General features: G+C 64.9%; 31 protein-coding genes. 16 read left to right on the forward strand and 15 right to left on the reverse strand.

What is annotated here, in order from left to right; all coding sequences use genetic code 11:
• Positions 1 to 2 precede the first annotated feature (2 nt).
• A complete protein-coding gene (locus IVB29_RS13440) occupies positions 3 to 1,571 on the reverse strand; it encodes a DUF1800 family protein (RefSeq protein WP_247503851.1) in 1,569 nt (522 codons plus the stop codon).
• A gap of 114 nt (positions 1,572 to 1,685) precedes the next feature.
• Between IVB29_RS13440 and IVB29_RS13445 the strand changes: the two genes are divergently transcribed.
• Entirely contained in the window at positions 1,686 to 1,883 is a 198-nt protein-coding gene (locus IVB29_RS13445; protein WP_247503852.1) for a cysteine-rich CWC family protein, read from the forward strand.
• A 93-nt stretch (positions 1,884 to 1,976) separates the two neighbouring features.
• On the opposite strand, the gene IVB29_RS13450 is transcribed toward IVB29_RS13445, so the two are convergent.
• The gene (locus IVB29_RS13450) at positions 1,977 to 2,675 is read right to left on the reverse strand and encodes a glutathione S-transferase family protein (RefSeq protein ID WP_247503853.1); all 699 of its coding nucleotides are present in this window, start codon (positions 2,673 to 2,675) and stop codon (positions 1,977 to 1,979) included.
• Between the two features lie 184 nt (positions 2,676 to 2,859).
• Here IVB29_RS13450 and IVB29_RS13455 point away from each other — a divergent pair, with 184 nt between their 5' ends.
• Complete coding sequence (locus IVB29_RS13455; RefSeq protein WP_247503854.1) at positions 2,860 to 3,975, forward strand: MBL fold metallo-hydrolase; 1,116 nt, start codon at positions 2,860 to 2,862, stop codon at positions 3,973 to 3,975.
• Positions 3,976 to 4,004: 29 nt separating this feature from the next.
• A complete protein-coding gene (locus IVB29_RS13460; protein WP_247504307.1) occupies positions 4,005 to 4,580 on the forward strand; it encodes an SCO family protein in 576 nt (191 codons plus the stop codon).
• A gap of 24 nt (positions 4,581 to 4,604) precedes the next feature.
• Here IVB29_RS13460 and IVB29_RS13465 read toward each other — a convergent pair whose 3' ends face one another.
• Together IVB29_RS13465 and IVB29_RS13470 are read right to left on the reverse strand one after the other, a co-directional pair.
• Positions 4,605 to 4,835, reverse strand: a complete 231-nt coding sequence (locus tag IVB29_RS13465; RefSeq protein WP_247503855.1) for a hypothetical protein — start codon at positions 4,833 to 4,835, stop codon at positions 4,605 to 4,607.
• Positions 4,832 to 5,611 (reverse strand): sulfite exporter TauE/SafE family protein, encoded by a 780-nt coding sequence (locus IVB29_RS13470; RefSeq protein WP_247503856.1) that lies wholly within the window; start codon positions 5,609 to 5,611, stop codon positions 4,832 to 4,834. The genes IVB29_RS13465 and IVB29_RS13470 overlap by 4 nt, the downstream gene beginning before the upstream one ends.
• A gap of 330 nt (positions 5,612 to 5,941) precedes the next feature.
• Here IVB29_RS13470 and IVB29_RS13475 point away from each other — a divergent pair, with 330 nt between their 5' ends.
• The 4 genes from IVB29_RS13475 (at position 5,942) to uvrB (ending at position 10,514) form a co-directional block, all read left to right on the forward strand.
• Positions 5,942 to 6,856, forward strand: a complete 915-nt coding sequence (locus IVB29_RS13475) for a LysR substrate-binding domain-containing protein (RefSeq protein ID WP_247503857.1) — start codon at positions 5,942 to 5,944, stop codon at positions 6,854 to 6,856.
• A 110-nt stretch (positions 6,857 to 6,966) separates the two neighbouring features.
• Positions 6,967 to 7,194, forward strand: coding sequence for a hypothetical protein (locus IVB29_RS13480; RefSeq protein ID WP_129267758.1), 228 nt, complete (start codon positions 6,967 to 6,969; stop codon positions 7,192 to 7,194).
• A 40-nt stretch (positions 7,195 to 7,234) separates the two neighbouring features.
• A complete protein-coding gene (locus IVB29_RS13485) occupies positions 7,235 to 7,468 on the forward strand; it encodes a hypothetical protein (RefSeq protein ID WP_247503858.1) in 234 nt (77 codons plus the stop codon).
• Between the two features lie 91 nt (positions 7,469 to 7,559).
• The gene (gene uvrB, locus IVB29_RS13490) at positions 7,560 to 10,514 is read left to right on the forward strand and encodes an excinuclease ABC subunit UvrB (RefSeq protein WP_247503859.1); all 2,955 of its coding nucleotides are present in this window, start codon (positions 7,560 to 7,562) and stop codon (positions 10,512 to 10,514) included.
• Between the two features lie 59 nt (positions 10,515 to 10,573).
• Here uvrB and IVB29_RS13495 read toward each other — a convergent pair whose 3' ends face one another.
• The 4 genes from IVB29_RS13495 to IVB29_RS13510 all read right to left on the reverse strand — a co-directional run bounded on the left by IVB29_RS13495 (position 10,574) and on the right by IVB29_RS13510 (position 11,826).
• Positions 10,574 to 10,816: a hypothetical protein gene (locus IVB29_RS13495; RefSeq protein ID WP_247503860.1), complete on the reverse strand. Its 243-nt coding sequence runs from the start codon at positions 10,814 to 10,816 to the stop codon at positions 10,574 to 10,576.
• Positions 10,817 to 10,823: 7 nt separating this feature from the next.
• Positions 10,824 to 11,210 (reverse strand): hypothetical protein, encoded by a 387-nt coding sequence (locus IVB29_RS13500; protein ID WP_247503861.1) that lies wholly within the window; start codon positions 11,208 to 11,210, stop codon positions 10,824 to 10,826.
• A 105-nt stretch (positions 11,211 to 11,315) separates the two neighbouring features.
• Positions 11,316 to 11,495: a hypothetical protein gene (locus tag IVB29_RS13505; protein WP_247503862.1), complete on the reverse strand. Its 180-nt coding sequence runs from the start codon at positions 11,493 to 11,495 to the stop codon at positions 11,316 to 11,318.
• 94 nt (positions 11,496 to 11,589) lie between these two features.
• A complete protein-coding gene (locus tag IVB29_RS13510; protein WP_247503863.1) occupies positions 11,590 to 11,826 on the reverse strand; it encodes a hypothetical protein in 237 nt (78 codons plus the stop codon).
• Positions 11,827 to 12,185: 359 nt separating this feature from the next.
• On the opposite strand from IVB29_RS13510, the gene IVB29_RS13515 reads away from it, so the two are divergent.
• The 4 genes from IVB29_RS13515 (at position 12,186) to IVB29_RS13530 (ending at position 14,998) form a co-directional block, all read left to right on the forward strand.
• On the forward strand, positions 12,186 to 12,626 hold the full coding sequence (locus tag IVB29_RS13515) for a nuclear transport factor 2 family protein (RefSeq protein ID WP_247503864.1): 441 nt from the start codon (positions 12,186 to 12,188) through the stop codon (positions 12,624 to 12,626).
• A gap of 220 nt (positions 12,627 to 12,846) precedes the next feature.
• Positions 12,847 to 13,767 (forward strand): hypothetical protein, encoded by a 921-nt coding sequence (locus IVB29_RS13520; protein ID WP_247503865.1) that lies wholly within the window; start codon positions 12,847 to 12,849, stop codon positions 13,765 to 13,767.
• A 349-nt stretch (positions 13,768 to 14,116) separates the two neighbouring features.
• The gene (locus IVB29_RS13525) at positions 14,117 to 14,539 is read left to right on the forward strand and encodes a hypothetical protein (protein ID WP_247503866.1); all 423 of its coding nucleotides are present in this window, start codon (positions 14,117 to 14,119) and stop codon (positions 14,537 to 14,539) included.
• Between the two features lie 321 nt (positions 14,540 to 14,860).
• The gene (locus IVB29_RS13530; protein WP_164987744.1) at positions 14,861 to 14,998 is read left to right on the forward strand and encodes a hypothetical protein; all 138 of its coding nucleotides are present in this window, start codon (positions 14,861 to 14,863) and stop codon (positions 14,996 to 14,998) included.
• Positions 14,999 to 15,024: 26 nt separating this feature from the next.
• On the opposite strand, the gene IVB29_RS13535 is transcribed toward IVB29_RS13530, so the two are convergent.
• From IVB29_RS13535 to IVB29_RS13545, 3 genes are all read right to left on the reverse strand, one after another.
• A complete protein-coding gene (locus IVB29_RS13535) occupies positions 15,025 to 15,171 on the reverse strand; it encodes a hypothetical protein (RefSeq protein WP_007596790.1) in 147 nt (48 codons plus the stop codon).
• Positions 15,172 to 15,370: 199 nt separating this feature from the next.
• Positions 15,371 to 15,850 carry a MaoC family dehydratase gene (locus IVB29_RS13540; RefSeq protein ID WP_247503867.1) on the reverse strand — a complete coding sequence of 160 codons (480 nt, stop codon included), beginning with the start codon at positions 15,848 to 15,850 and terminating at the stop codon, positions 15,371 to 15,373.
• On the reverse strand, positions 15,850 to 16,302 hold the full coding sequence (locus tag IVB29_RS13545; RefSeq protein WP_247503868.1) for a MaoC family dehydratase: 453 nt from the start codon (positions 16,300 to 16,302) through the stop codon (positions 15,850 to 15,852). The genes IVB29_RS13540 and IVB29_RS13545 overlap by 1 nt, the downstream gene beginning before the upstream one ends.
• Before the next feature lie 155 nt (positions 16,303 to 16,457).
• Here IVB29_RS13545 and IVB29_RS13550 point away from each other — a divergent pair, with 155 nt between their 5' ends.
• On the forward strand, positions 16,458 to 16,754 hold the full coding sequence (locus tag IVB29_RS13550; RefSeq protein WP_247503869.1) for a DUF4282 domain-containing protein: 297 nt from the start codon (positions 16,458 to 16,460) through the stop codon (positions 16,752 to 16,754).
• A gap of 146 nt (positions 16,755 to 16,900) precedes the next feature.
• Here the strand turns inward: IVB29_RS13550 and ychF are convergent, their stop codons facing one another.
• The 4 genes from ychF to IVB29_RS13570 all read right to left on the reverse strand — a co-directional run bounded on the left by ychF (position 16,901) and on the right by IVB29_RS13570 (position 20,011).
• Positions 16,901 to 17,998, reverse strand: a complete 1,098-nt coding sequence (gene ychF / locus IVB29_RS13555; protein WP_247503870.1) for a redox-regulated ATPase YchF — start codon at positions 17,996 to 17,998, stop codon at positions 16,901 to 16,903.
• Positions 17,999 to 18,003: 5 nt separating this feature from the next.
• On the reverse strand, positions 18,004 to 18,609 hold the full coding sequence (gene pth / locus IVB29_RS13560) for an aminoacyl-tRNA hydrolase (protein WP_247503871.1): 606 nt from the start codon (positions 18,607 to 18,609) through the stop codon (positions 18,004 to 18,006).
• Between the two features lie 58 nt (positions 18,610 to 18,667).
• Complete coding sequence (locus tag IVB29_RS13565; RefSeq protein ID WP_247503872.1) at positions 18,668 to 19,417, reverse strand: 50S ribosomal protein L25/general stress protein Ctc; 750 nt, start codon at positions 19,415 to 19,417, stop codon at positions 18,668 to 18,670.
• 342 nt (positions 19,418 to 19,759) lie between these two features.
• The gene (locus IVB29_RS13570) at positions 19,760 to 20,011 is read right to left on the reverse strand and encodes an accessory factor UbiK family protein (protein ID WP_247353013.1); all 252 of its coding nucleotides are present in this window, start codon (positions 20,009 to 20,011) and stop codon (positions 19,760 to 19,762) included.
• 167 nt (positions 20,012 to 20,178) lie between these two features.
• Here IVB29_RS13570 and IVB29_RS13575 point away from each other — a divergent pair, with 167 nt between their 5' ends.
• Genes IVB29_RS13575 through pgeF form a run of 4 tightly spaced genes read left to right on the forward strand, consistent with a single transcriptional unit; the run spans position 20,179 to position 23,674 of the window.
• Positions 20,179 to 20,910 (forward strand): dienelactone hydrolase family protein, encoded by a 732-nt coding sequence (locus IVB29_RS13575; RefSeq protein ID WP_247503873.1) that lies wholly within the window; start codon positions 20,179 to 20,181, stop codon positions 20,908 to 20,910.
• 14 nt (positions 20,911 to 20,924) lie between these two features.
• On the forward strand, positions 20,925 to 21,770 hold the full coding sequence (lgt, locus tag IVB29_RS13580) for a prolipoprotein diacylglyceryl transferase (RefSeq protein ID WP_247503874.1): 846 nt from the start codon (positions 20,925 to 20,927) through the stop codon (positions 21,768 to 21,770).
• Positions 21,771 to 21,791: 21 nt separating this feature from the next.
• Positions 21,792 to 22,907: an SAM-dependent methyltransferase gene (locus IVB29_RS13585; protein ID WP_247503875.1), complete on the forward strand. Its 1,116-nt coding sequence runs from the start codon at positions 21,792 to 21,794 to the stop codon at positions 22,905 to 22,907.
• Entirely contained in the window at positions 22,907 to 23,674 is a 768-nt protein-coding gene (pgeF, locus tag IVB29_RS13590; RefSeq protein ID WP_247503876.1) for a peptidoglycan editing factor PgeF, read from the forward strand. The genes IVB29_RS13585 and pgeF overlap by 1 nt, the downstream gene beginning before the upstream one ends.
• Positions 23,675 to 23,714: the final 40 nt, after the last annotated feature.

Genomic DNA, 23,714 nt, shown 5'->3' on the forward strand with positions numbered 1-23,714 from the left:
CATCATCTCCTCTGCATTTCCGGCGACATCAGCAACAGCGCCAGCGCCTGCTGGCGCGATTCCGCACGCTCGATGGTTTTGCGCGTTTCGACGGACGCCGCGTCCGCCGCCACGAATTCCAGCAGGTCGAGCGGATCGATGTTGGGCCCAAGCCGCGCGCCCATTTGCGCGGCGATGTCGAGCCGCAGCTTCATGCCTTCGGGTGCGGCCCAGGCGGCGCTGCTATCCGGGAACCCGTTGGGACCAGCCGGCGACCACAACGGCTGGCCGAGCAGGTTGAGATTGTTCAGATAGCCGCCGGGATCCTCCGGCACGCGCGCGAGCAGCCGGCCGCTTGCGACCACGAAATCGTAAGCCGAGCGCATCTTGGTCAGCGGCGCCTTCCACGCCTCGTCGGAGTCGACGAGCGCGACGGCAAGCGCCTTGAGGTCACCATCGGTCCTGACGAAGGTTTCGCGCAGCCGCGCGACGAGAGAAGGCGGCGGATCGTCGGCGACAAAGTGGCGGACGAATTTGGTGGCGATGAAGTTCGCGGTCGACGGATGGCGCGCGATGTCGGCGAGCGCGGCCTCACCCTGCGCGAGTCCGGTCGGCTCGTAGGTCTTGCCGAGCAGCTGTTGCGGACCGGGCTGGTGCGCATTGGCGTTGAACACGAAGGAGCCCGGCGTGCCGAGCCCGCCTTGCCGGCCGGCAAAGGTCCAGCCGGTGATGATGCGCGCGAGCGAGGTGACGTCCTCCTGCGTGTAACCACCGCCGACGCCCAGCGTATGCAGCTCCATGATCTCGCGCGCGAGATTTTCGTTGAGCCCGCGCTTGCGGTTCTGGCCTGCGCGCGAGTCCGGACCGAGCGATTGCTGATTGTCCAGGAAGAACAGCATCGCCGGATGCTGCTCGACCGCCTTCACCATGTCGGCGAAACGGCCAAGCACGTGCGGGCGGATCGCCTCGCGCTCGAACGCGCCGGCCCAGATCCGCGCCAATTCGCCTTTGCTCGCGGAGATGCAGAAATGGTTGGACCAGAACACGACCAGGCGCTCGGTGAAGCCGCACTCGACCAGCGCCGCCCGCTGCAACCGCGCCAGCGCCTCGGCGCGGAAAGCTTTTTGGATGACGTTCAGCGGCTGCGGCGCGGGCTTTGCGGCGGGCGGCGCGGCCATATTCGGCTGCATGGTCTCGGGCTTCGTGGCTGTGTCAGCCGGCTTCGCATCAGTCATCTGCCCGGCGATCCCGGTTGCCACCGTATTCAGCGAGAGATTGCGGCGCGGCCCGGGCTTCTGATCGGCCGGCAGTGGCGGCGCTTCCGGCGGCGTGCCGGCCTTCGCTGTTTCCTTGGCAGCCGCTTCGCGCGCCTGCTTGACCTCGTCCTGATAGGCGAACACGGCTTGTCCAAGCTGCGGCGTCGATTGCAGGCCTGGTGCCTCCAGCAGCACGCCGTTGGGGCGGGCGAGCTCCGCCTTCACGAAGCCCCGCGGATCGGACGCTGCATTGATGAGATCGCCGGAGGCTCCGCCGCGGGCCCCGAAACCAAAACGGTTGAGCGCAACGAGGGCGGCTTGCGAATCGCGGGCCATCGATTTGTCCTTCGCTGATTGCGAACCGCTTTGCGAGTCTCTGCGCGGCGCGTAATATACCGCAGCCACAGATGAACCCGACATGAAAATGACGGCGAAACCTTTGCGTAAATCATGACAATTTCGAAAGAATCCGCGTCGCCGGAACCGCGCCGCCTCGCCTGCTCCCGCTGCGGCACCGAGTTCGGCTGCGACCTCTCGGGCAATTGCTGGTGCGCGGAGGAAACCGCGCGACTGCCGATGCCGGTCAAGGGCGAGGATTGTTTGTGCAGGGAGTGTTTGCGCAAGGCTGCGGCAGAGGCAGTATCGTAGGGTGGGCAAAGCGAAGCGTGCCCACCATTTTCATTGCGTGTTGGGGGAGATGGTGGGCACGGCGCTTTTGCGCCTTTGCCCACCCTACGAAGTCTACACCGCGTGCCCCGGCGACTTTCGCGCCACGCCGTCGAACGCATCGAGCAGCTTTTCGCGCCAGGCGTAAACCGGATCATCAGCTTCCAGCAGCTTGAACGGGCTGGTCACGCGCGCCCACTGAAAGCCCCCGAACACGATGTAGTCGGCATAGTTCGGCGCGCTGCCGCCGATGAAGGGCTGCTTCTTCAACGCCTGCCGCATCACCTCCAGCGATCTGCGGAACGCGACCACGCCGGTGTCGCGGCTTGCCATCACCTCTTCCAGCGTCTTGCCGCCGAAGCGCGCCTCGCGCGACTGACGAAAATAATTCGCATCGACCTCGGCGAGGTTCTTCGGGATGTCGGCGACGATCAGGGGAAAGATGCCGCCGACGATGGCGATGTCGCCCCACGCGTTGATCATGCGCGCCATGGCGCGGCCGCCCTCGCCGCCGAACAGCGACGGGCGATCCGGAAAATTGTCTTCGAGATAAGTCGCGATCGCCCAGGAATCGACCACGGGCTTGTCGTGATGCAGCAGCACCGGGACCTTCTCCGAACCATGCGGCGCGATCGCGCTCTTCTCGGTGAAGCGCCAGGGCAGCGATTCCGCCGCCAGCCCTTTGTGCGCCAGCGCCATCCGCGTGCGCCAGCAATACGGGCTGAAGGGACGCGAGGCGTCGGTGCCGACGAGTTCGAAGAGTTTGAGTGACATGACGTGTCCTGCTGCTGCGAAGATGCAGTTGCATCAGTTTCGGAACATTCCTACCGCGCTGTCAACCGCCCTGCGCGCGTGCACGGCAAAACTGATGCGGCGTATTTGTCGTTGCTTATTGAGCCGCTTCCGGATTGGACCTAAGCTCGTGGCATTGCAAGCATCCGATACCGGAGGAATAGCAATGACCAGGAGCATTCCAAGGCGCGATTTTCTGCTTGGCTCGGCGGCGCTTGCCGGCGCTGCGGCCGCCAATGCCTTCACCTGCGTCGAGATCGCGAGCGCGACGCCGATCGCCGTTCCGACCGTCGACAAGCTCTCGCTCCGCGTCCTCGTGGATTCGAGCTTCGACCTGTTCTTCCGCCCGAAGCAGATCAATGGCGTGTCCATCGCGCCAGCCGCACGCGGCAGCGACTTCCGCAAATCGCTGCATAATGAGTGGGGTCTGTCGCTCTGGCTGGAATCCGAGGGCAGCGGCAACCAGCGGACGCTGATGCTGGACTACGGCTACACGCCCGAGGTGCTGCTCAACAACATGGCGTTGATCGGCGTCGATCCGGCCAAGCTGAACGCGCTGATCGTCAGCCACGGCCATTATGATCATTTCGGCGGCCTGAACGGCTTCCTCGACAAGTTCCGCGACAAGCTGCCGCCCGACGTCAAGCTCTATGCGGGCGGTGAGGACAATTTCTGCCATCGCGTCAACCCGACGCCGACCCAGGGGCAATTTGCCGATTTCGGCACGCTCGACCGCCGGCAGCTCGCGGCGCAGAAGGTGACGACCGTGCTGTGCGAAACGCCGACCGTGATCGCGGACCACGCCTTCACCACCGGCAAGATCACCCGCCGCAGCAGCGAACGCGTGCTGCCGAACACGCTGGTCGAGTTCGGCATCAAGGACGGGCTCGGCTGCAATGTCGGGCACTACCTGCCGGCGGAGATGGAAGGCAAGATCGTGCCGGATGAGCATATCCACGAGCACGCCACCTGCTTCAACGTGCGCGATCTCGGTCTCGTCGTAATCTCGTCCTGCGGCCATGTCGGCATCGTCAATTCGGTGAAGCAGGCGCAGGAGGTCTCGGGCATCCAGAAGGTGCACGCCATCGTGGGCGGCTTCCATCTCGGCCCGGCGCCCAAGGACTACCTCGCGCAGGTCGTGAGCGAGATCAAGGCGCTCAATCCTGACGTCGTGGTGCCGATGCATTGCAGCGGGCTCAACTTCGCACAGGAAGCCAATGCCCAGATGGGGGGCAAGGTGGTGGTGACGACGACGGGCAGCCGCATCACCTTCGGGCTGTGATGCGGCGCGCCGGCGCCTGGCTCTACGTGATGCTCGCTTTCGCCTGCGCGGGAGCGGCGCAGGCGCGCTCGGCCGCGGAGACCATGGACATCCTGATGTGGAATCGGGAGCCGGTCGGTGGACCGTTCGAGCTGATCGACCAGAGCGGCAAGCCGCGCAACGACCGCGACTTTCGCGGAAAGCTGATGCTGGTCTATTTCGGCTTCACCTACTGCCCCGACGTCTGTCCCACCGACCTGATGGCGATCGGACAGGCGCTCGAACAGCTCGGGCCCGCCGCCGATGCCGTGCAGCCGATCTTCATCACCGTCGACCCCGAACGCGACACGCCGGAGCATCTTGCCGACTACGTGCCGATGTTTCATCCCCGGCTGATCGGGCTGACCGGCAGCCGCGACGCGATCGGGCGGGCGGCTGAGGTCTACAAGGTCTACTTTGCAAAGGTCCCGATCGGCAAGGAGGCCGGCGACTACACGGTCGACCACACGTCCTTCATCTATCTCATGGATCGCGACGGACGATATCTCGGCTTCTTTCCGCCGGGCACCTCGGCCGAGCGCATGGTCGAGATCATCCGTCCGCGACTTGCGGCGCCGTCGCAATGACGGGACGGCGCGAAGCGAAGCCCGTCACCGCCCGTTCGAGCGCAGCAACCTCTCGCCGTCCTCCGTCACCGCGATGACCAGCCCGACGCCTGCAATCGTCTCGCGGGCGACGTAGCCGCGATCGGCGGCATCTTCCCAGATGGTGAGGCGCGGGCACGAGGTCTTCCAGGTCGAAATCACCTCGGCATAGGCGCGCGGCTCGCGCGCGACCCATTCGACGAAATCCAGCACCAGCGGATCGGCGGTACCGCTCATTGCAAACCTCCCTTGGTAAAGGCCGCCAGCACCGGTGTGCGCACGAAGAGCCAGCCGCCATAGGCGATGTAGTAGCAGGCGATGGTGGTGATCAGCTTGTTCGACCACGCCACGAATTGCTGGTCGGTCATGGCTTCGAGGATGCGCCGCGCCAGTGTGGTGCCGAGCATCGAGGCGAGAATCGCGACGGCCGCGAGCACGGGATCGAGGCTCGCGGCCTGATCGATGATGCCGCCGAAATAGATCAGCTTGGTGAAATGGCTGACGAGCTGGCACATCGCTTTCGTCGCGACCTTCTCGCGCCGGCCGAAATCGCCGCCGAGGAAGAAGGTGTCGAGCAGCGGGCCGGAGACGCCGGTCATCAGCATCAAGCCCATGCAGATCGTGCCATAGACCGTGCCCTGCCAGAGACGGTCGGGATCGGGCTTGGTATTCGCGGGCATGAGCCGCGCCATGAACGGCGTGATGCCGAGCAGCAGCAGCGCCATCGGCTTATCAGGCACATAGCGCGTGATCGACCATGCCGCGAGTGCGACGGCAGCGCCGACCAGATAGTTCCCGACCGGCCGCCAACGGATATGCGCCCGCCACAGCAACGCGCGCCAGCCATTGGACGCCATCTGCGTGATCGCATGCAGCACCATCGCGGTCGGCAGCGGCATCAGCGCCAAGAGCACGCCGATCAGGATCAGCCCGCCCGCCATGCCGAACAGCCCCGACAGGAACGCGGTGCCGACCATCAGCAATCCAAGGGCAGCGATCATGATGGATGTCACGAGGGGTTCTCCTGCACGTAAGGGACGCAAAGGCGCTTCACTCCCTCGCCCCGCTTGCGGGGTCGGGACGAGCAGAGCTCGCCCTGAGAGGGTGGGGTGAGGGGGAGTCTCCGGAAGGGAGCCAGCAGTGTGACTCGCGGAGAGTCCCCCTCACCCGGAATCCAAGCTGCGCTTGGATTCCGGCCTCTCCCCGCAGGCGGGGAGAGGCGAAGGGCACCGCCTCCGCTTCAGCAAATCAGCCTAGATTACGCCGATATTTCTGCCCGGCTTGCTCCCCTCGCGCAAACTGAGTTATCTTGCCCTGGCATCAGCTTTCCTGATGGTGATCATTTGCGGCGGCTGCTGTTTCTCAACGGTATCAAGGCATTCGAGGCGGCGGCGCGGACCGGCAGCTTTGCCGCGGCCGGGCTCGAGCTCAGCGTGTCTGCGGCGGCCGTCAGCCGCATGGTGCATCTGCTGGAAGAGCGGCTCGGCGTCGCGCTGTTCGAGCGCAAGGCCAACAAGCTGGTGCTGACGCAGGCGGGACGTGCCTATCAAAGCGGGCTGACCCCGATCTTCGATGCGCTGGCAAGCCTCACCGCGCAGGTGACGGCGCCCTCCGGCGTCCGCGTGCTCACCATCGGCGTCGGCCATACGTTTGCGATGCGCTGGCTGATCCCGCGGCTATCGGAGTTTCGCAGCGAGGAGCCCGACATCGAGGTGCGCTTCACCACCGGCGGCGCGTCGGTGCCGTTCGGCGAAGACTGGAGCTGCGGCATCCAGCTCGGCACCGGCGACTGGCCCGGCCTCGTCGCCGAGCCGCTGTTCGCCGGCGACCTCACGCCGGTCTGCGTGCCCCGGCTCGCCACCTCGTTGAAGCGCCCGGCCGACCTCAAAGGCCCAAGCCTGATCCGCGTCGAACATTCGCCCGAGGACTGGCCGATCTGGCTGAAGGCCGCGAACCTCCCTCGCATCAATCCGCGCGGACCGGAGTTCCAGTTCTACGGCCAGGCGCTCCAGGCCGCCGCCGACGGGCTCGGCATCGCCATGGGCATCCGGCCTTATATCGACGACGACCTCGCCGCCGGCCGGCTGGTTGCCCCATTCGACCTCTCGGTGCCCAAGGGCATGCGCTGGTATCTGCTCTATCGCGGTTTTCAGACCGAGCAGCGCGACTTTGCCGCGTTCCGCCGCTGGATCATGCGCGCGGCGGCGGAACCCGCGACCCGGCCCCGGCGGTCCGGGCGCGGCGCCGGACGGGGCTGACCATCACCCTGTCGGGTGAAAAAGCCAGCCGCTTGTGAACGGCTTCACATCTCAAAATCCGCAATCGTGGTCCTCTAACCCTCCGACAAGAGAGCATTTGGGGACTACCAATGACGACCCTTTACGACGGCTTTGACATCGAATCCTTCGAAGCTGGCAAGGGGCTGTGGCACGCCCGTATCAGGCGCGCCGATTTCAGCCTGGTTGCCATCGACGGCGTGCTGTTCCCGGCCATGGAGGTCGGCTTTGCCTGGCCCGACCGCGACGCGGCGATCCGCGATGCCAAGCACCACATCGATCGCTTCCGCCGGCGGGCGGACGACAGCGACGACGAATAGACGAGCCTCCATCCCAGCGGCGTAACGTGAGGAACCGGTGATGTCGTATATCGAGATCGAAGAGACCCAGCCGCTGGCCCGATCCTACGCACGGTCAGTGCTGTCGAATTGCCCGGAATGCGATGGCGATCTCACGGTGCTCCGCGTGATCGGCGGCCGTGCCGGATGCGAGTACTGGACCATGCGCTGCACCGATTGCGGCGGCATCCATCTCGATATCCTCAAGCCGCGCGGGGCGAGCGAGGACGACGAGGGGCCGCTGCCGGCGGCGTAGAACGCCCCTGCTGCCAACCTGCTGTCAGCAGCCTGCACGCGGATGAACCTTCGCCCTTTTCTGAGGGGCGGACTCGTCCCATATTCGGGGCATGGCGAAGAAACCTGCTCCCCCGAAATCCCCTAAAATCAAGACGCCGAACTCGAAGGCACATCGGCCTGACGTGCAGCCGATCGGGCCGGCGCTGGCCGAGCTGCTCAATCCCGCGATCAATCGCGGCGATGCCGGGCTTGGATCGGGCACCGGCCTGCAGCCGCCGCCGGACAATTCGCGCGACCGCCGCTCCGGGGGCGAGGCCGCCGCGCATCGCGCGCGGGCCTCGACGCCGAAGGAGTTTCCGCAGGATACGACGCGGCCGATGCCGCTACGGCCCAATCCGCAGCCCCCGGGCGCACGGGAGAGCGGCGGCTTCGACGAGGCGCCGCAGGCCAATTACGGCACCGCGGCCACGATCCCGTTCCTCGATCCGGAACTGGCGAAACAGCTTGGGATGCCCACCGAAGAGGACGACGCGGAAGCGCTCGCCCGTCCACCGCGCAACAAGATGGAGGCGCTCGGCGTCAAGGCTACCGCCGATGCGCTGGAGTCGCTGATCCGCGAGGGCCGGCCGGAGTTCCGCAAGGACGACGGCTCCACCAAGGTGTGGACGCCGCACCGGCCGCCGCGGCCGGAAAAGTCCGAAGGCGGGGTGCGCTTCGAGCTCAAGTCCCACTATGAGCCGCGGGGAGATCAGCCCACCGCAATCAAGGAGCTGGTCGAGGGCATCCAGCGCAACGACCGCTCGCAGGTGCTGCTCGGCGTCACCGGTTCCGGCAAGACCTACACGATGGCGCAGGTGATCGAGAAGACGCAGCGCCCTGCCATCATCCTGGCGCCGAACAAGACGCTCGCCGCCCAGCTCTATGGCGAGTTCAAGAGCTTCTTCCCCGACAACGCGGTCGAATATTTTGTCTCGTACTACGACTACTACCAGCCGGAAGCGTATGTCCCGCGCACGGACACCTACATCGAAAAGGACTCCTCGATCAACGAGCAGATCGACCGCATGCGCCATTCGGCGACGCGCGCGCTGCTCGAGCGCGACGACGTCATCATCGTCGCCTCGGTGTCCTGCATCTACGGTATCGGTTCGGTTGAGACCTACACCGCGATGACGTTCGCGCTGAAGAAGGGCGAGCGCATCGACCAGCGCCAGCTCATCGCCGACCTCGTCGCGCTCCAGTACAAGCGCACCCAGGCCGATTTTACCCGCGGCACGTTCCGGGTGCGCGGCGACGTCATCGACATTTTCCCGGCGCACTATGAGGACCGGGCCTGGCGCGTGAATTTGTTCGGCGACACCGTGGAGAATATCGAGGAGTTCGATCCGCTCACCGGCCACAAGCAGGACGAGCTCGAATTCATAAAAATCTACGCCAACTCGCACTATGTGACGCCGCGCCCGACGCTGGTGCAGGCGATCAAATCGATCAAATCCGAATTGAAGATGCGGCTCGACCAGCTGCACGACCAGGGCCGCCTGCTGGAGGCGCAGCGGCTGGAGCAGCGCACCACCTTCGATCTCGAGATGATGGAGGCGACGGGAAGCTGCGCCGGCATCGAGAACTATTCGCGCTATCTCACCGGTCGACTGCCCGGCGAGCCGCCGCCGACCCTGTTCGAATACGTCCCCGACAACGCGCTGGTGTTCGCCGACGAGAGCCATGTCACCGTGCCGCAGATCGGCGGCATGTTCCGCGGCGACTTCCGCCGCAAGGCGACGCTGGCCGAATACGGTTTCCGTCTGCCGTCCTGCATGGACAACCGCCCTCTGCGCTTCGAGGAGTGGGACATGATGCGGCCGCAGACGGTCGCGGTGTCGGCGACGCCGAGCGCCTGGGAGCTGAACGAGAGCGGCGGCGTGTTCGTCGAGCAGGTGATCCGACCGACGGGTTTGATCGATCCGCCCGTCAACATTCGCCCCGCCCGCACCCAAGTCGACGATCTCGTCGGCGAGGTCCGCGCCACCGCGCAGGCCGGCTATCGCTCACTGATCACCGTGCTGACCAAACGCATGGCGGAGGATCTCACCGAATATCTGCATGAGCAGGGCATTCGCGTCCGCTACATGCACAGCGATATCGACACCATCGAGCGCATCGAGATCATCCGCGACTTGCGCTTGGGTGCGTTCGACGCGCTGGTCGGCATCAATTTGCTTCGCGAGGGCCTCGACATTCCCGAATGCGCGCTGGTCGCCATTCTCGATGCCGACAAGGAGGGTTTTCTGCGCAGCGAGACCTCGCTGATCCAGACCATCGGCCGCGCCGCGCGCAACGTCGACGGCAAGGTGATCCTCTATGCCGACCAGGTGACCGGATCGATGGAGCGCGCCATCGCCGAAACCGACCGTCGCCGCGAAAAGCAGGTGGAGTACAACACGGCGCACGGCATCACGCCGGAGAGCATCAAGAAGTCGATCGGCGACATCATGAACAGCGTCTACGAGCGCGATCATGTGCTGGTCGAGATCGGCGGCCACGACATGACCGACGACGTCATCTCGATCGGCCACAACTTTGAAGCCGTGCTCGCCGATCTCGAAACAAGGATGCGCGAGGCCGCCGCCGATCTGAACTTCGAGGAAGCCGCGCGCCTGCGCGACGAAGTCAAGCGCCTGCGCGCCACCGAACTCGCGGTGGTCGACGACCCCACCGTCAAGCAGCGCACCGTGCAAGGCAAGGCCGGCGCCTATGCGGGAGCGAAGAAGTACGGCGACGCCGCCAATCTGCCGGTCAGCGCCATGAAGAAAAAGACCGTGAGCTCCGCGCTGAAAGCCAGCGGCGGCGGCAGCGGATCGAAGGTGCACAAGCCGCATCTCGACGAGATGCACGGCCCGGAATCGCTGCCCTATCGCGAGGGCCGCGCGTTGCCGTCAAAGCCGTTCGGCGGCGAGAGCCGGATCATCCAGCCGACGGACTCAAAGCAGTCGGGGCCGGAGTTCGGGCCGTCGCCGCGGTCGAGCGGAGGAGCGCCGGGGCATAGGGGTGGGTGGAAGAAGCGGTAGACCACACAGGATCACCCGCGCCAGTCGTGGCTATGGATTCTCAGATGCGCAATTGCGCATCATAGCTCGCCGCTTTGCGGCGCCCCGGAATGATGCTCCTCACCCGCGATCGTCGCCAGCAGCGACAGCAGCAGCACCGACGCCATGAGCTGCAGCGACGTCGCCGGCTTGGCGCGCCAGTGGGCGATCTTTTCGGGGAGGGAAAGGTTCACGTCGAAGAACTGCGTTTCGTAGCCGTTCTTGAACAGCTTCGGTTCGAGCCAGTTGAGCGGGCCGGGTTTCGACGCGGTGATGAAGGGCATAACGCGCTCACCCCACGCTCGCCGTCACCACCGCCATTACCGACATCAGCAGCACGATGGTCATGAGCTGGAGCGAAGCCACCGGCTGGGTGCGCCATGCGGTGATCTTGTCGGAGAGCGACAAATGGGCCTCGAAGAATTTCGGCTCATAGACGGTCTTGAAGACGGCCGGGAAGCTCGGGCCGAGCGTCACAGCTAACATCGCGTGGGCGAGCGAGACGATGGTGACGAAGATGGCGACGCCGGGGTCGCCGACGAGGTCGTGGTCGCCGACGAGCTTGAGCAGGAAAGCGGCGGCGGCGAAGGTCGGGAAGCTCTGCAGCGTCGTGGTCAGCGCGAGGCCTTCGATCGCGTTGTGCAGGCGGGACTTTCTTGCGGCGGCGATGGCGGCCATGGCACGTCTCCCAGATGACATGCCGATAACGATAGCTGCGCCGGGAGGGGGGTGATGTGAGATAGGTCACGCCTGCCGGGAGCCCGGCAGTGCGGGCCCACGGCCTCAGAGCTGGCGGAAGAAGACGAGGTAGATGGCGAGGCCGACCGTCGAGAACGACAGCAACACGCCGACCCAATTGTATCTGACGCCCCGCGAGCGGAAGACGCTCCTTATGAAGGCAACGAAGAAACCCAGGAACAGGATTGCGAGGACGACGCCCCAAAAGAACTTCCCGACGTCCATCGTCCCCGTCCAACTCAACCCCAGCGTTAGCGGATGGAACTTACCATCGGGGCGGGCTGGATAGAAGGCGGTGGGCGTGAAGTTTTCGGTTGCTCTACAGCTTGCCCTGCCCGTTCACCTGGCTCTGCTGTTGCTGCTGCTTTTCCTGTTCCTTGGCGTGGTGCCGGCCGTAGAGGCAGCCGGCGGCGGCGCCTAATACGCCGTGATGGCCGGCATAGTGGCCGGCGACGCCACCGACGACGGCGCCCTTGATGCAGCCCTTGGCGTTAGCGGCGGAGGTGGCGCCGAGCATCAGAAGCGCGGCAGTGACGGCGAGAAGTGGGGATTTCATGGGTCGATGTCTCCGGATGCGATTGTCCTGGCATCAACGAGCGCAAGCGGGTCCGAGTTCCCTCGTCTATTGCCTGCGGGCGCCGCACACCCTCACCGAGGGTGACGGGGTCGCGACCTACATGCACATCTCTTCAGAAAGCGCAGCAGCGACCGTGCGTGGACGGCCGGACCGGGAAACTACGGGGTTCTATTGTAAATTTCACAAAGAGCCCTCAATTGTGCATTGCAAAAACGTGATTTGCGTTTCGGCCGAAATTCACTACTTTGTTTGTATACGAATGAGTTGAGCACCCTCGGCACCTTTTCCGTGCATGGGGTTGTTTTCCGTTTTGCAAGCCATCGTCAGGACTGCCCAAAATGACAGAGCACAGCCTCTGGCGTTTCTCGCGCGCGTTGCACCGTGCGATCAACGACCGGCATTTCGAGGATATCGAGGCCCTGATCGACGAGGACGTCGAGTGGGCGCTCTACGGCCCGATCGACATGTTTCCGTTCCTCGGCGCGCGGCAGGGCAAGGACGCCGTGCTCGACGTCATCCGCCAGCTCGCCGACAATTTCCAGGTCCGCCGCTTCGACCGCGAGAGCATCATGCTGGGCGTCGATTCCGCCGCCTCGATGCTGCGCTATTCGCTCACGGCGCTGGATTCCAACAAGCCGATCAGCTTGCGGGTCGCGCAGTTCGCCCAGTTCAGGGCGGGTAAGCTCACCAGCATGCGGGTTCTGATCGACACCTTCGACCTGGTCGAGCAGGCACTCGGCCGCGCCATTCATCTGCCAAAGATGACCAGCGCCGGCTGAGGGGGACACCAACGGGCTCCGCAATTCGGGACCGATCGATTGATGCTCCCACGACGCGTTCTGGCCTCCAGCCCCGCCGGATGCCGTCGTGGAGATGCTCGTCATCGGGCGCGCGCCTTGCGCGCGGCCCGTTGGTTCGTCATTCCAGGCGAGGCGAACGCCACAATTTCGCAACGATAGTTCCGCATCCTGGGCGCGAACTGGGCTCGCGGGCAGGGTAATGGAAATCTCGACAGGTTTTGGCTGGACCAGGCTGCCGCTGGCGGTCGCGTTCATCTTCGGCTCGGTGCTGACGGCCCCGGCGCAGATCATTCCGCCCTTCTCCCCCGCCCCCACCGCAGCAGCAGTGCCCGACGACGAGGACGAGGCGGCGGATGCCCCCGATGTCAACGATCCCGACGTGATGAAAGGCATCGACGTCGACAAGCTCGACTGGGGCCAGCTCGCCATCGAGGCCGGCACGCTCAACGACATCATCGCCGCCAAGAAGCGCGCCCAGGCTGCGGCCAATAACGGGATGAACTGGTCGTCCAACGCCAACGCCAATGGCTCCTCGGCCGTGACCGTGAAACAGTCGGTCTCCTCGTTCTGGGATGCCCGGATCGGCGCCGATATGACAGTGGCGAACGAGCCGCGGACGATGTCCGAGCTGCTGGCGCAGAAGGCCGCCAATGGCGGCAATCTGCCGCAATCCTCCGGCAGCGCCTGGGCGGCGGCGACCGCGCCGGGCGCGGGCCGGATCTGGGACAAGACCGCGGTCGAAGCCCGCGTCGATCCCGGCTCTGAACAGAGCAAACTCGGGGCATCGCTGATCAAGTCGATGCCGCTGACGGGCGACACCTCGCTGACGCTCCAGAACGGCTACAGCGTCAACCAGCAGGGCACCACCGCCGTCCCCGGCGTCGGCGGCCACATCACGCGCAATTACGAGACCGACCAGACCGCCAAGGTCACCATCACCGACACCGGCACCAGCATCAGCGCCGGCCAGTCGCTATCGACCACCGACGACAAATGGCTGCGCAAGGTCGGCGCCGAGCAGAAGCTGTTCGACAACGTCACCGTCTCCGGCTCGGTCGGCGAGACCTCGCAGGGCGCGATCAACAAGAGCGTGACGGCGGGTTTCAAGAAGAGCTGGTGAGTTGCTTACCTCGCCCCGCTTGCGGGGAGAGGTCGACGCGCGGAGCGCGGCGGGTGAGGGGGAGTCTCCACGAGTCCAACTTCCTCCGTTATTGCGGAAGCAGCCCCTCACCCCACCCTCTCCCCGTAAGAACGGGGCGAGGGAGTGAAGCACCGGCCGAGCCGCGAACACGCTTCACTGCAGCAGCGTTCACACTCTCCTAACCATACGCCACGGCAAAGCCCCCGAATCGTCTGCCCTTGCCGTATCTCGGCCAAGTTGCGGTCAAAATCCGGCGCCCTAGTCGGATGGCCGAATTCGTCGTGCGGGGGACACTCGCGCTGCGCTCAACGCGAACAGGGGAATAACGATGAACGCCATGCGTCCGGAAAAGACCGAGACCACCGAGACCGAGACGGTCGACACCAACCTCGCCGCCGTGACGGAAGTCGAAGCCGGCATCCGCGACTTCGTCCGCAACGACATCGCCTATCTGCGCCGTCCGGCGGCGACCGCCACCGACGCGCCGCCGCTCGATCCGAGCGCGGAAGCCACCGTCAACAACGTCAACTCGCTGATCCAGCGCGTCGCCGGCACCTCGCTCGCCGAGATCGAGAACCTGATCTCCGAGCTCGAGAGCCTGCGCGACCTGCTCCACGCCGAAGGCCAGCGCGTCCAGCGCGAGATCTCCGGCTACGCCCAGCTCAGCCAGGCCGCGATGAAGTCGACCCGCATGATCGCCGACAACGTCTCGCAGTGGAAGCGCGCCGCCGACGGCCTGCGGAATAGCTGATCGCTGCCACCAGCGCCTCATTGGCCGCCGCGTTCCGAAAGGGGCGCGGCGGTTTTGATTCGTGCAGGTCTCGTGCCCCGGACGCGATGCGACACCACAAGCGCGGTTACGCGCGTCTTCGACTCGCTATTGTCACGCGTCGCAGAGCCGGGGCCCACAGTCAGGACGAATGCGCGGCACGATGGGTCCCGGCTCTGCGCAGCAGCGTTGCACGCTGCAGCGCGTCCGGGACACGAGAGCGTCCCTTTGAACCCTCCACCCCTCCCCGGCGACCAATGCCAAGCGCCCGTGCAGCCACGGCCGGGCCTGGGGACATTTCAGATGGAAAGCATTCGGCCCGACACCACGGACCCGATACCGATGCGGCCCGCGCCGAACCAGTTCGGCACGATCATGCTGCGCTTTGTCGGATTGCTGGCGGTCGCGATCGCGGTGCTGGCATTCGTCTATAGCCGCTGAGGCGGCCCCGAGACGTTAACGGATTCTTACCGGGCGGCTTCCACGGTCGAGGCTTCCAGGGTGTAGGCGCCATCGGCATAGCCCTTCACCACCATGCCGGCGACCAGCATCACGGCCAGCGTCGCGGTAGCAAAGATAAATCCGACCAGCTTGAGTGCGCCGCGGTCTGCCATGGTCCTCGTCCCCTGTACTCTGCCCAGTTCGTTCAAATAGACAGCGACAGGTTCATAATTGGTTAGCAACTCGATGGTTCCGCCAAACTGCTTCGCGGATAACCACGTTGCGCAGGCTTATGGCAGCCGCCCCGAATCGCGTCCATAGCGCGCGGGCAACACTCGCGCGCTCTTTTCAGCCGTTCATGTTGGAACAGGTCTAACCCTTCACGCGCGTCGGCACGAAGGCTGAGGCGGTGATGGAATAGACCTCTTCGCCGCGCTGATTGGTGCCGGTCGTACGGGCCGTCAAAATGCCCCAGCCGGGACGCGAAGCCGAGGTGCGCTTGTCGACGACGACATTCACGTAAGAGATCGTATCGCCGGCGAGCACCGGCCTGATCCAGCGCAGATCGCGAAAGCCCGGCGATGGGCCCCATACCGCGATCTCCACGCCACGCTCCGCGGCCTCACGCGCCAGACGTTGGCCGTCCGCGACAAGCAGGCTCATGCAGGCTGAGCCGACATGCCAGCCCGAGGCGGCGAGCCCGCCGAACAGCGAGTTCTTGCCTTCCTCCTCGTCGAGGTGGAAGCGCTGCGGATCGAACTTTGCGGCGAACGTCTTGATGGAGTCAGCGGTGAAATTATAGGCGCCGATCTCGCGGCGCTGGCCGATCTCGATGTCCTCGAAGAACCGCATCAGGCCGCTCCCTCGCGCCGCTTGATCAGGATCGGCGAGGTCATCTCGCACAGCACCTCACTCCTGGCATTGCGCACGGTGCATTTGAACTTGACGATGCCAAGCTCCGGCCGGCTCTTCGAGGCGCGCGCCTCCAGCACGTCGACATCGAGTGTCAAATCGTCCCCCGGCCTGAGCGGCGACAGCCAGCGCACCTCGTCGACGCCGGGCGATCCCAGCGACGCGGCGCGGGTGATAAAACCGTCGGCCATCATCCGCATCATCAGCGAGCAGAGGTGCCAGCCGGAGCCGGACAGACCCCGCAACATGCTTTTGCTGGCGGCGTCCTCGTCCAGGTGCATCGGCTGCGGATCGAACTCGGCGGCAAAGGCCAAAATCTCGTCGCGGGTGACATGGCGCGGGCCGAATGTTCCGAAACGGCCGGGCGGGAAATCTTCGAAGGTCAGGGTCATCTTGGGATTGGTTTGCGGGAATGACAGATTGTGGCCGCAGTTTGCGGCAATCTCAACCCGCCGGCCCGCATGGCTCGTGCTACATTTGGCGAGTCGGGCCCAGCCTCATCGTCCAATTGACGCAGCCGGCGGCGCGATTTGCCCGGGGGAGAGCAATGTTTTCATTCAGCGACCTGTTTCAGTGGGACCGCTTCATCACGCCGACGATCATCAAGACCTTCTACTGGCTGGTGATCGCGCTGATCTGCCTGTTCGGCCTCTCCGGCATCTTCTCCGGCCTCGCTGCGATGGCGATCAGCCCGTTCGGCGGTTTCCTGGTGCTGCTGTCGTCGATCGCGAGCGTCGTGGTCGGCATCGTGTTCTCGCGCATCATCGCGGAACTGATCCTGATCGTATTCCGCATCAACGAGCATCTCGGCGCGATCCGGGACCAGGGCGGCGGGATGAAGTAGCTCTCGTGTCCCGGACGCGGCGCGGCACGCAGTGACGCAACGCAGAGCCGGGACCCACGCGTCCTTAATCAAGACTCCTGGGCCCCGGCTCTGCAGCGCACCGCTGAAGAAGCGCTGCGCTGCGTCCGGGGCACGCAGCCAGCATCTTACGTATTAAACCTGAAATGCATCACGTCGCCGTCGGCGACGACGTATTCCTTGCCTTCAAGCCGCAGCTTGCCGGCATCGCGGGCGCCGGCTTCGCCGTTGAGAGCGACGTAGTCCTCATAGGCAATGGTCTCGGCGCGGATGAAACCCTTTTCGAAGTCGGTGTGGATCACACCGGCCGCGCCCGGCGCCTTGGTGCCGCGATAGATGGTCCAGGCGCGCGCTTCCTTCGGGCCCACCGTGAAGTAGGTGATGAGGTCGAGCAGCGTGTAGCCGGCGCGGATCAGCCGATCGAGGCCCGCTTCTTCCAGACCCAGCGTCTCCAGGAAATCGGCGCGTTCATCGCGCGAGATCGTCGCGATCTCGGATTCGATCTTGGCCGAGATGACGACGGCAATCGCGCCTTCCTTGGCGGCCTGCTCCTGCACTGCCTTCGAGAACGAATTGCCTGTCGCTGCCGAGCTTTCCTCGACGTTGCAGACATAGAGCACGGGCTTCGACGACAACAGGCCGAGCATGCCGAACGCGCGCTCCTCCTCGGCCTTGCGCTCGACGAGGCGCGCGGGCTTGCCCTCGCGCAGCAGCACCAGCGTGCGGTTGACGAGGTCGAGCTGCTCCTTGGCGTCCTTGTCGTTGCCCTTGGCTTTCTTGGTGAGGTTGTCGACACGCTTCTCGAGGCTATCGAGGTCGGCGAGCATCAGCTCGGTCTCGATGGTCTCGATGTCGGCGAGCGGGGCGATCTTGCCTTCGACATGGGTGATGTCGGAATCTTCAAAGCAGCGCACGACATGCGCGATGGCGTCGGTCTCGCGGATGTTGGCCAAAAACTGGTTGCCGAGGCCTTCACCCTTGGAGGCGCCGCGCACGAGGCCCGCGATGTCGACGAAGGTCAGCCGGGTCGGGATGATCTGCCCTGACTTCGCAATCGCCGCGAGCTTGTCGAGCCGCGGATCGGGCACGGCGACCTCGCCGACATTCGGCTCGATGGTGCAGAACGGATAGTTCGCAGCCTGCGCCGCGGCCGTCTCGGTCAGCGCATTGAACAAGGTCGACTTGCCGACATTGGGCAATCCGACGATCCCGCATTTAAATCCCACGAGCGTTATTCCTTGCCGTTGTCGTCCTTGGTCAAAAATCCCTTCGCCTGCATGGCGAGGTGCACCCTGTTGGCGAAGGTCGCGTCCGTGCCCTTGGCAACCAATGCCGCGTGCTCGGCAACGGCGTCGCAGAGCGTCGCCACCCAGTCGTTGTCGGCCTTGGCGAAGTCCGACAGCACGTGGCCATGCACCAGCTCCTTCACGCCGGGATGACCGATACCGAGCCTGACACGGCGATACTCGTTGCCGATATGCGCGGAGATCGAGCGCAGGCCGTTGTGGCCGGCGATGCCGCCGCCGATCTTCACCCGCACCTTGCCCGGCGGCAGTTCGAGCTCGTCATGGAACACGGTGACGTCGCCAGTTGCGATCTTGAAGAAGCTTGCCGCGTCCTGAACGCTGCGGCCGGAATCGTTCATGTAGGTCGTGGGCTTGAGCAGGATCACGCGCTCAGTGCCGAGCGTGCCTTCCGAGGTCTCGCCCTGAAAACGACGGCGCCACGGTGCGAAACCATGACGCCGCGCGATCTCGTCGACGGCCATGAAGCCGATATTGTGCCGGTTACGTGCGTATTTCGCGCCGGGATTGCCGAGCCCAACAAACAGTCGCATGACGCGGCGCGCCCCTCGCTCGGCGCGCGATCAAGGACCGCGCGCCAGCTTTGAGAGATTACTTCTTCTTGTCGCCGCCGGCGGGAGCCTTGGCTGCCGGAGCCTTGGCAGCCGCTGCCGGAGCCTTCGCACCGGCCGCCGGAGCCGCAGCACCCGCTGCTGGCGCAGCGGCGCCAGCCGCCGGAGCCGCAGCAGCACCCGGAGCCGCAGCACCAGCCGCAGCCTTCTGCTCTTCGGCGTAGCCGGAGGGCGGCACGATGGTGACGAGGGTCGCGTCCTCGGATGTCAGCGCCTTGACACCGTCCGGCAGCTTAACGTCGGACAGATGCAGCGAGTGGCCGATTTCGAGCGAACTGACGTCGACCTCGATGAACTGCGGAATGCTCTCGACACCGCACTCGAGTTCGATCGCGTGGGCAACGATGTTGACGGCGCCGCCGCGCTTCACGCCCGGCGAGCCTTCCGCCTTCACGACATGCAGCGGCACGCTGATGCGGATGGTGGCGCCTTCGCCGAGACGCAAGAAGTCGACATGGATCGGGAAATCCTTGACCGGATCGAGATGGTAGTCGCGCGGAATCACGCGGTGCTTCTTGCCATCGAGTTCGACGTCGACCAGCGTGGTCAGGAACCGGCCGGCGAGGATGCGCGTGCGCAGGTCACGGTCGTCAACCGAGATCGGGAGCGGGGGCTGGTTGTTACCATAGATCACTCCGGGCACTCTCCCGGCGCGACGCTCTGCCCGGGCGGCCCCCTTGCCGCTCTTCGGACGTGCGGTCGCCTTCAATTCCTTGACGGTCGTCGCCATAACGTTAAGTCCTTGTTTTTGCAAAAGTTAATGGGCCGCAACGCGGCCCATGGCATCGTCCACAGCAAGCCTCCAGGGGTGCGGGGGCCGCGGACGTGGCGGGCTTTTACCCGGAAGACGCGGAAATGACAAGGAGAATGGGCTGCCGGGCTGCGGTTCCCACCCTCCGCTGGAGCGGGAGGGTCGGCTCACATTGAGCGCAGCGAAATGTGAGACGGGCGGGGTGATCTCTCCCCACGGTCACTGTTCGCGCGGAGAGACTGTCACCCCACCCCGCGCGTGCTAGGCGCGATCGAGCCCCCTCCAGGGGAGGGTAAGCGAGGGTAAGCGAGGGTAAGCGCCCTACCCGCCGAGCTTGGCCTCCAGCGCCACGATCCGCGCCTTCAGCGCCTCGTTCTCCTCGCGCGCCAAGCGGGCCATGTCCTTGACCGCCTCGAACTCCTCGCGCTTGACGAGATCCATGTCGCGCAGGAATTTCTCGGCCTGGGTACGCAACACGGTGTCGACCTCGCGCTTGACGCCCTGGGCAGCACCGGCGGCGTCGTTCATCAGGCGGCCGATCTCGTCGAAAAACCGGTTGTTGGTCTGGGTCATGTCGGTCTCCTGGCGGCTGCCGATAAACTTTGCGCGAACTCTCCAAAAGACAATGGCAATCCGCGCCGAACGGTTCAAGTGCTGATCGGCGGTATCCTTGTCATGCCCCGGTTTCCTTGCAATCGTATTCAACGTCCCTGCATAACAAGAATCAGAAAGCGCAAGAGATGATCGACCAGCAGATCGCAATCCCGACCAAGGACGGCCACACCGCAACGTTCATCTCCCACCCCGAACGCGGCGGGCCGTTTCCGGTCATCCTGTTCTACATGGATGCGCCGGCGATCCGCGAAGAGCTGCGCGACATGGCGCGCCGGCTCGCAACCTCTGGCTATTACGTGATGCTGCCGAACCTCTATTACCGCTCCGGCGTGATGGAGCTCGGCGCGCTCCCGGCCGATCCGAACGCGCCGGAGCGCAAGCGCATGTTCGCGCTGATGGGCTCGCTCACGATTCCCATGATCATGGAAGATACCAAAGCGCTGCTCAATTATGCCGAGGGCCAGACGGCCGCGAACACTGAAATCATCGGCACCGTCGGCTATTGCATGAGCGGCCGCTACGCCGTCAACGCCGCTACGCATTTCCCCGACCGCGTCAAGGCGGCCGCCTCGGTCTACGGCACGCAGCTCGCAACCGATCAGGACGACAGCCCGCATCTCGCGGCCGCCAAGACCAAGGCCGAGCTCTATTTCGCCTGCGCCGAGACCGACATCTATGCGCCGAGCGAGGTCATCGAAAAGGTCAAGCAGGGCATGAGCGCTGCGAAGGCCGAGGTCGAGATCTATCCCGGCACGCATCACGGCTTCGCCTTTCCCAAGCGCCCGGTCTATGACCGCGACGCCGCCGAGCGGCACTGGGAGCGCCTGCTGGCGCTCTATCGCCGCAATCTCGTCTAGACATAGAAGGCCTGATGCCCTTTCTGCTCATCGACTTTCCCGCCTTCAAGCCGATCGCCATCGAGATCGGCCCGTTCGCGATCCGCTGGTATGCGCTGGCCTATATCAGCGGCATCGTGTTCGGCTGGCTCTATGCCCGCTCGCTGCTGAAGAAAGAGCGCCTGTGGAGCGGGCCTGCGCCGATGTCGCTGGTGCAGATCGACGATTTCATCCTGTGGGTGACGCTCGGCATCATCCTGGGCGGCCGCACCGGCTACGTGCTGTTCTACAATCTGCCCTTCTTCATCGAACACCCCGCGGCGATCTTCAAATTGTGGGAGGGCGGCATGTCCTTCCACGGCGGCTTCCTCGGCTGCGTCGTGGCGGTGATGTGGTTCGCCTATCGCAGCCGCATCTCGATCTTGTCACTCGGCGACATCACCACCGCGGTCGCACCGGTCGGCCTGCTGCTCGGGCGGATCGCCAATTTCGTCAATGGCGAATTGTGGGGCCGCGCCACCGATCCGGAATTGCCCTGGGCGGTCATCTTCCCCAAGGACCCCACACAATTGCCGCGCCATCCCAGCCAGCTCTACGAAGCCGGCATGGAGGGCATCCTGCTGTTCATCGTGCTCGCGATCATGATCCGCTTCGGCGCCCTGAGGCGGCCGGGCATGATCCTCGGCGCCTTCATCCTGATCTACGGCCTGACCCGGATCGTCGGCGAGCATTTCCGTGAACCGGACGAGCAGCTCGGCTTTCTCTGGGGCGGATTAACCATGGGCATGCTGTTGTCGATCCCGATGCTTATTGTAGGCCTGATACTTATTGTATTGGCAGTGAGGCGCGGTGCGCCGAAGCCGACCGAGGCTATTCGTTAGTTCATTTCGAGAAAGCACGCCGTGACCGAGCAGTCGCTAATCAACGAGATCAAGGCGCTGATCAAATCCTCAGGCCCCATGCCGGTCTGGCGGTACATGGAACTGTGCCTGATGCATCCGCGCTACGGCTATTACGTCTCGCGCGACCCGCTCGGACGTGAAGGCGACTTCACCACCGCGCCTGAGGTCAGCCAGATGTTCGGCGAGTTGCTGGGACTGTGGACCGCCTCGGTGTGGAAGCAGATGGGCTCGCCGCAATTTTTGCGGCTGATCGAGCTCGGCCCCGGCCGCGGCACCATGATGGCGGATGCGTTGCGTGCGCTGCGCGTGCTGCCGCCGCTCTATCAGGCGCTTCAGATCCATTTGGTCGAGGTCAATCCGGTCCTGCGCGAGCGACAGAATGCGACACTGTCTGGCGTGCGCAACATCGCCTGGCACGACAGCATCGACGATGTGCCTGATGGTCCCAGCATCATCCTCGCCAACGAATATTTCGACGTGCTCCCAATCCACCAGATGGTGAAGCGCGAGAACGGCTGGCATGAGCGCGTGATCGAGATCGATCCCAACGGCAAGCTTCAATTCGGCGCGGCCGCCGAGCCGACGCCGCGCTTCGACGTGCTGCTGCCGTCCCTGGTGCGCGCCGCGCCCGTCGGCGCCGTGTTCGAGTGGCGGCCGGATAGCGAGATCATGAAGCTCGCGACGCGCGTGCGCGACCAGGACGGCGCCGCGCTGATCATTGATTACGGCCATCTGCGCAGCGATGCCGGCGACACTTTTCAGGCCATCGCGCGCCACACCTTCACCGATCCCCTGAAGGCGCCCGGCCAGGCCGACGTCACCGCCCATGTCGATTTCCAGGCACTCGCGCGTGCAGCCGAGGATGTCGGCGCCCGCGTGCACGGGCCGGTGACGCAGGGCGATTTCCTCAAGCGCGTCGGCATCGACACGCGTGCCGCCGCCCTGATGCAGAAGGCGACGCCTGATGTCGCCACCGACATTTCGATCGCGCTGAAGCGCCTGACCGATACCGGACGCAGCGGCATGGGCTCGATGTTCAAGGTGCTCGGCATCTCCGAACCGCGGCTGACGGGCCTTGCCGGCCTCAGCGATCTCGAACGGTCCGGAGGGAATTGATGACTCTCGCTTCGTCGCTACTGTCGGCGGTGCCAGGCCTGCGCCATTCCTTCTTCACGCGTGAAGGCGGCGTATCGAACGGCATCTATTCCGCGCTGAACGGCGGGCTCGGCTCGAACGACGATCAGGCCCTCGTCGCGGAGAACCGCCGCCGCATGGCCGAACATGTCGGCGTCGGGCCGGACCGTTTCCTCAGCCTGCACCAGATCCACTCACCCGACGTGCTCGTCGCAGATCGCGCATGGCCGAGCGGGCCGCGGCCGAAGGGCGATGCGCTGGTGACGAACACGCCAGGCATCGCGCTCGGCGTCTCCACCGCCGATTGCGGGCCGGTGCTGTTCGTCGATCCCAACGCGCGCGTCATCGGCGGCGCGCATGCCGGCTGGAAGGGCGCGCTCACCGGCGTGCTGGAGTCCACGATTTCGGCGATGGAAAAACTCGGCGCCACGCGCAGCGGCATCATCGCCGCGATCGGCCCGCTGATCCGGCAAGAGAGCTACGAGGTCGGCAACGAGTTCGTGGCGCGTTTCATCGAGGCGGATGCGGACAACGCAATGTTCTTCATTCCGTCGGTGCGCGAGGGACACGCGATGTTCGATCTCGCCGGCTTCATCCGGAAACGGCTGGAGGCCGCCGGCATCCTGATGATCGACGACCTTGGTCTCGACACCTATGCCGACGAGCGCTTCTTCAGCTACCGCCGCTCGGTGCATCGCAAGGAGCCGGATTACGGCCGCCACGTTCACGCGATCGCGCTGGAGGGATGACGGTCTCGTGCCCCGGACGCTGCGCAGCACGCAAGTGATG

It is taken from the genome of Bradyrhizobium sp. 1, from assembly GCF_023073315.1.
Lineage (GTDB): Bacteria > Pseudomonadota > Alphaproteobacteria > Rhizobiales > Xanthobacteraceae > Bradyrhizobium.